Annotated in this window: 2 protein-coding genes; one reads left to right on the forward strand and one right to left on the reverse strand. The window is 35.8% G+C overall.

What is annotated here, in order from left to right; genetic code table 11:
- Window positions 1-112: 112 nt before the first annotated feature.
- Entirely contained in the window at window positions 113-2626 is a 2514-nt protein-coding gene (locus tag ACQV2P_RS04435; RefSeq protein WP_428894672.1) for a CAMP factor family pore-forming toxin, read from the forward strand.
- A 544-nt stretch (window positions 2627-3170) separates the two neighbouring features.
- Here the strand turns inward: ACQV2P_RS04435 and ACQV2P_RS04440 are convergent.
- Window positions 3171-6938 carry a YSIRK-type signal peptide-containing protein gene (locus tag ACQV2P_RS04440; RefSeq protein ID WP_428894673.1) on the reverse strand — a complete coding sequence of 1256 codons (3768 nt, stop codon included), beginning with the start codon at window positions 6936-6938 and terminating at the stop codon, window positions 3171-3173.
- Between the last annotated feature and the right edge of the window lie 328 nt (window positions 6939-7266).

Below are 7266 nucleotides of genomic sequence, written 5' to 3' on the forward strand. Positions count from 1 at the left end.
TATTACGCATTTTAATATAAGCAATTTGTATCAAACTGTTTCGAGATAAAATATTGATTTTTTTTCTAATCGTGTTATAATTATTTTATCATAATAGATCGAGGTGGTATTTATGAGAAAAATGTCAATCATTTTTTCAAGTGCATTATTGCTAGCTAGTGTTGGAACTCCTCTGATACAACAATCAATATACGCACAAGAAGAAGCGTCAAATACTTCGCAAGCTTATAGTGCAAATGTACAAGATTTAGCAATAGAAATAGTAAATCAAAAAGACAAATTAGAAGCATTAGAACAAACGGTCTTAGGGACTCCCTATGAAGATCTCCTAAATAAAAGTTTTGATATTTTAGAAACAGTCATCTCAGACGCTACTGCAATAGCAAAAGGCGAGGGTATAAATCCTGAAACAATTTATGCTTTAAATTCAATAGGGCCACGTCTAACTGCTATTACAGAAGTAATTGAGGCAATTGATTATTCCGTTAATCATTTGAATAATAAAATAATCGATGCCCACCATATGATGGGATTAAAAATTACACATCTTACATACACTCTGTTGAATCCGCTTTCTTCGAACAATAGCATTGAGAAATTAATTGCTGAATTGAGAGAAACCAAGAGTGAGGCAGCTGCTCTACCAGATCTCAGTGAAAAAGATACAGCAACTATTTACTCAAAAGCTAAATTAGATAAAGCCATTTGGAATACGCGTTTTATTCGGGATGAAAAAATATTAGGTAAGATGGGTGCCAATGTCTATCATTCTTTAAATCGCGCAATCACAAAAGCAGTAGGAATTCAACATGATCCAAAATCAACCGTTGGAGAAATCGACCAAGCGGTGGCTGAAATTGAAAGTCAACTTAATCAAGCCTTACAAGGTAAAGTTGTAGAAGTCACTAAACGTGATCGTGTAGCTGATCACAAGGAAGATCTGCTCGTAATTAAAGATAAAGAAGAGCAAATTAAGCATCTGAAAGAAGTTTTAGCGGGTACAAATTATGAAAATATCCTTGAAAGAGCTTCAAAATTGGTTGAAAACATCAAGAAAGAAGCCACTCTCGAAGCAAGCATAGCGGGCAAAGTTCCATTAAAGGTTGATACAATTGGAAGTCGGATTGAAGCATTAGTAACGATCATTGATGGAATTGTATACGCAACGACTGAAGCTACTAATAAAGTCAGCCATGCCCATAAAGACATGGGATATACAATCACTAAAGCTTTAATCACTTTAGCAGACCCATTCTCTTCACAAGCTTCAATCGATCATCAAGTACAACAAATCTTAGATCTAAAAGAGGCCATCAATGATTATCCAGATTTAACTGAAGAGGACATTGCAACAATCTATGTAAAAGCTAAATTAGATAACGCCATTTGGAATACACGTTTTATCAGAGATAAAAACATATTAGGTAAACTTCCTTTTGAACAGTATAATGATCTTAATAAAACAATTACTAAAGCCGTAGGTGTGCAGTTGGATCCAAAATCGACTGTCAAGGATATTAATTTATCCGTTCAACAATTACAAGAAAAACTTCAATCAATTTTAGGTTACGAAGTGGGATCAATCGTATCAAAAGACTTGACACTTCCAGACATTGTAAAAGATCATGAGGTTGCTTCAGATCTAGAAGAATTAAAAATTGAAGAAGATAAACTGGTAAAAATTTCTGAAAGAGTTCTTTCTAAAAAATATGAAAAATCATTAGAACAAGCCTTTAAGTTAATCGATAAACTCGGTGGCGAGTTAAATGGGATAAAACAATCAGATACTATATTTAACCTAAACTCAATTGGTAGCCGGATGAATGCTTTAAAAAACATTATTGAGTCCATTGATTATGCAACAAGTGAACTCAAAAATAAAGATTTATCTATACATAAAGATTATGGTTTTGCAATTACAAGAACACTAGTTACTTTATCAGACCCATTTGCTTCAAAAGAAAAAATTGAAAAAAGAATGGCTGAATTGCAAGCTTTAGAAACAAAAGCAGCCCATACACCCGATCTTCATTTAGATTCTCGTGCTAATATTTATGTTCAATCAATCCTAGATGAAGTGATTTGGAATACAAGATTTAGACGGGATAAAGAAATTCTCGGTAAACAACCTTATGAAGTATATTCTAAAATCAATCGGACACTTACAAAAGCAGTTGGGGTTCAATTAAATCCAAATTCTACTTTAAGAGATGTCTATTCAATGATTCATGAATTAGAATTATTGTTTGATGATAAGATAACAGAAACCGAAGAAGTGATTGCAACAGAAGTCACTGAAGAAGAAGCTACCATCCAAGCTCTTAATGATGAAGTTGCTGTGGATGAAGCAATTGAAGCTAATGAAGAAAGTGTTAGTGAAGATCAGAGTGAAGGAGCTTCCGTAGAAGAAGTGATTGTCGGCGATACTTTTGAAGAGCTTTCTACAGATGAAGCGATTGAAGAAGAAATAACATCAGTTGAACAAATTGAAGAAACAACGGTTGAGAAATCGGCAGATGACGCTGAAACTGAAGAAACTCAACTTGATGCTGAGCAAACAGTTCTTCAAGACGAAACTATAAGTGACCTCTCAATAGAAGAGTCAGCCGTTGAATCAGATCTTTAATCATAGCTTGGTCCGTCTCGTTAGAAGCCTAATAGAATCATTCTATTAGGCTTTTTAGTTTGAAATACAATTTATTTATATGGGTTTACATAATATACATTATCTTATTTTTAAAACGGTGACAATTCACATAGCCTCTAACCAGTAAAAAGATGAAAAGCAAACTTAGCATAACTCCAAAAGTAAATGGTAATGGAATCCTATCAATAGTACGGGGGCCTTGATTAATAGATATCAGCGCCAAAAATAGATGAGACGCTCTTTACTGACTAGGTTTCACTCGGCTCCATCTTCGCGGTAAAAATAAGGTGAAGACCGATATAGGGATGATATTTATGACCAATAATCTAAGTAAATACGCAAAGCAGCAAGCCTAGATTGGAAAGTAACTTTCCAATCTAGGCTCGCTGTATATTTTGAAGCAGCTGAGAAGACCTTTTGTCTCAGCCCCCTCCAAGATAAATTGAATGCATCAATCTTAAGTTTCAGTAAGCCGAAATTGAATTCGCCTTTAAACTTAGGTTTCTATTCAAATTATTTAGTATTACTCTTCGTTTTCTTTCTTTTTAGGCATTGTAAGGAACAATCCAGCTAAAATAGAAAGGGCAGCTCCAGAGAAGATGGCATATGCTCCTGCATCCCCTGTTGCTGGTAAAACGGAAGCTTCATCCATCTCACCATTAGGTGCTTGAGGGTTAGGCTTTTCAGGTGTCTCTGGACTTTCAGGTGTTTCTGAACTTTCAGGTGTCTCTGAACTTTCAGGTCTTTCTGAACTTTCAGGTGTCTCTGAACTTTCAGGTGTTTCTGAACTTTCAGGTGTTTCTGGACTTTCAGGTGTCTCTGAACTTTCAGGTGTCTCTGGGTCTGTAGGATCATTAGGGTTAGATGGAACGTTTGGGTCAACTTCTTTAACTTCTACAATCACTAAAGATGACTTTGTAACACTTGCACCGTTCTTATCCGTTACTTTAAAAGTAATCGTGTATTCCCCAGGAACATTTGGGTTGAACCCTCCATCATTGGTAATCACAACGGACTCTTTTAAATCACCATCTTCAGCATCTTGTGCGTCTGTTATTAATGAAGCTAAAGTAAAGGTATTATCACCTTGTGCAATACGAATATCTTCAACGGTGAGCGTTGGTGCTTCATTAATTGAGGTCCATTTTGGTGAAACAGTCACTACTGCTGATTTAGTAATGCTTGCACCCATTTCGTCAGTGACCATGAATATAATCGTATATTGACCTGGTGCATTGACATCAAAACCACCATTGTCAAAGATTTTAACTTCGTTAATCAAATCACCATCTTCTTTGTCATGAGCCTTTTCAATAAGCGATTCTAAAGTAAAGCTTTCGTCACCTTGAGCAATGGTGCTATTTTTAACACTAAGTGTTGGCGCTTCATTAAGTGGCGTCAATGGTGTCATTTCTTCCTCTACAGTTACGACTGCTGATTTAGAAATAGTTGCCCCATCTTTATCCGTTACTTTAAAAGTAACAATATATTGACCCGCTGTATTGACATCAAACCCACCATTATCAACGATTTCAACTTCGTCAATTAAGTTGCCATCTTCAGTATCATGAGCCTTTTGAATGAGTGATTCTAAGGTAAAGACATCATCTCCTTGGGTGATTGTTTGATCTGTTACTTTGAGTGTTGGTGCCTCATTAAATGGAGTCCATTTTGGTGAAACAGTAACAACAGATGACTTTGTAACACTTGCACCGTTCTTATCCGTTACTTTAAAAGTAATCGTGTATTCCCCAGGAACATTTGGGTTGAACCCTCCATCATTGGTAATCACAACGGACTCTTTTAAATCACCATCTTCAGCATCTTGTGCGTCTGTTATTAATGAAGCTAAAGTAAAGGTATTATCACCTTGTGCAATACGAATATCTTCAACGGTGAGCGTTGGTGCTTCATTAATTGAGGTCCATTTTGGTGAAACAGTCACTACTGCTGATTTAGTAATGCTTGCACCCATTTCGTCAGTGACCATGAATATAATCGTATATTGACCTGGTGCATTGACATCAAAACCACCATTGTCAAAGATTTTAACTTCGTTAATCAAATCACCATCTTCTTTGTCATGAGCCTTTTCAATAAGCGATTCTAAAGTAAAGCTTTCGTCACCTTGAGCAATGGTGCTATTTTTAACACTAAGTGTTGGCGCTTCATTAAGTGGCGTCAATGGTGTCATTTCTTCCTCTACAGTTACGACTGCTGATTTAGAAATAGTTGCCCCATCTTTATCCGTTACTTTAAAGGTAATTGTATATTCTCCAGGAACATTTGGGTTGAACCCTCCATCATTGGTGATCACAACTGACTCTTTTAAATTACCATCTTCAGCATCTTGTGCGTCTGAAATTAATGAACCTAAGGTAAAAGTATTATCACCTTGAGCAATACGCATGTCTTCAACGGTGAGGGTTGGAGCTTCATTGATTGCGGTCCATTTTGGTGAAACTGTAACAAGAGATGACTTAGTAATAGTTGCGCCATCTTTATCCCTTACTTTAAAAGTAATCGTGTATTCCCCAGGAACATTTGGGTTGAAGCCTCCATCACTGGTAATCACAACGGACTCTTTTAAATCACCGTCTTCAGCATCTTGTGCGTCTGAAATTAATGAACCTAAGGTAAAAGTATTATCACCTTGAGCAATACGCATGTCTTTAACAGTGAGAGTTGGCACTTCATTGAGTGGTGTCAACGGTAGATTATCTTCAGGAATATATTGCACAGCTGCAATGTCCCGATAATCATCCGTTTCTGAAGCATAATAGGTTATTGATGGATTACTATGCAAATTGAATGTTTCTACATAATTAAAAGTAGAACTTGTCACATCATTGCCGATCATTTTCCAGTCACCTGTATATTGGTTAAGGCCAACTTGTGTCCCTGCCAATCCATCTTTTGATAGTTGGGTTTCTTGAATGACTTCAGGATGCGCTAAGAATTGATAGGCAGAGGTGAAATCACCATAAGAAGTTAAATTTTGAGATCCATCTTCATGACTATCCGGCTCACGACTTTCAAAATAAGCTCGCCATTCTAATCCAGCCCATAGTGGTAAAATAGGCGTCTTTTGAGCCTGTTCTTTTGTCACAACATAATCCAACCGAATAGCAATAGGAAAACGAGAGGAAAGAGTTCCTGAATTAATGGCAAATCTTCGAACTGTGCTAAAGCCTTCATCATCCAATTCTTGATTTTGACTTAACTTGAATTGCTTGATTGCTTCTTCCGGAGAAGCGTATCCTTTTGTAGAAGTAAACATTTCTCCTTTAGGTTGATATGATGAGTGTGTTGCCGTGTAGCCTCGATCTACAATGCCTCCAGGTAAATAATCAAATCCTTTAGCTTTTAAGGCGCGCACTTCATCCAATGTTGCTAGATTACCGAATTTTCCGGCATAACTATACTCATCCCCAGTATATTCTCTTAGTAGTTGATCACGTAGATCAAAGGCATCTGATAAAGCTGGGTACTCGACTCCTTCATACTCTTTAATCATTTCTAATGGTAATAAAATATCAACTGCTGCATCATGTGTTTTTTTAATATCCGTATAGTGCCAATCACCTGCTTCATCTTTTAATTTATCCCCATCATATGTCCCAATTTGTGTGATTTTAATATCTTTTAATAGAGAAGGAACCACTAAACTATAAGATGTTGCGGTTTGGACATGATCCGAACTTGTAATTCCAGCAAAAGAGACCTGGAAAGAATACTGAATATCTCCCGTCTCCAGTTTTTTCGCTTCAAGTGGAGTTACATCAACTCCACCTCCTGTATAGGAAATAACATTTTGTGAGGGAAAATTTTGAAATTGATTATAATTTTGCATTGGCTGAAATTGAACGTCATTGTCTGTAACAATTTGAGGTTTCTCTTGTAATTCAAGTTCATTACTGTTTGAACTAAGTGATGAATCTTCTTCTATTTGATTTAAATGAATTTCCTCTTCCGTTACTGTTTCTTCTTCAGTTACTACTTCTTGTTCAGTTACTGCTACTTCTTCAGTTACTGCTTGCTCTTCAGTTACTACTTCTTGTTCAGTTACTGCTACTTCTTCAGTTACTACTTCTTCTTCAGTTACTGCTTGATCTTTAGTTACTACTTCCTCTAAAATTACTGCATGAGAAAAATTCTCATCAGTCAATTCGTTAGCCGAAGCTTGTGTAATGCCAAATGAACTCATTACTATAAATGAACCAATTGCTACTGAACATAAGCCAAAAGATTTTTTTCTTAAGGCAAATCTGTTTTTATTTTCTAACACCATATCATAACCCCTTTCAAAATAATCAATGCATAATATACATTAATTTATTATAAACTAATTGAAATGTAAAGAAAAGTCAAGTGTATAAACTTCTTTAAATATATTTTTGCTTTTTGACAACAACTATTATGACCTCAAAAGCTTTAGATAAAACCTTGAAACTTATTATTTTAAATAATACAGCCTTAAATCCCTATATAAATGTATTATAGATCAATGTCGAAGGTAGTGTCAGATAAATTGTGTAACCTACATTTCAAGATTGTAATTATCAGATCAATACTTCTGTTATTTCCGATCCTAACCTCGCATTTTAGATGATCTTTCG

It is taken from the genome of Facklamia sp. P12932 (assembly GCF_050409545.1).
Taxonomy (GTDB): domain Bacteria; phylum Bacillota; class Bacilli; order Lactobacillales; family Aerococcaceae; genus Facklamia.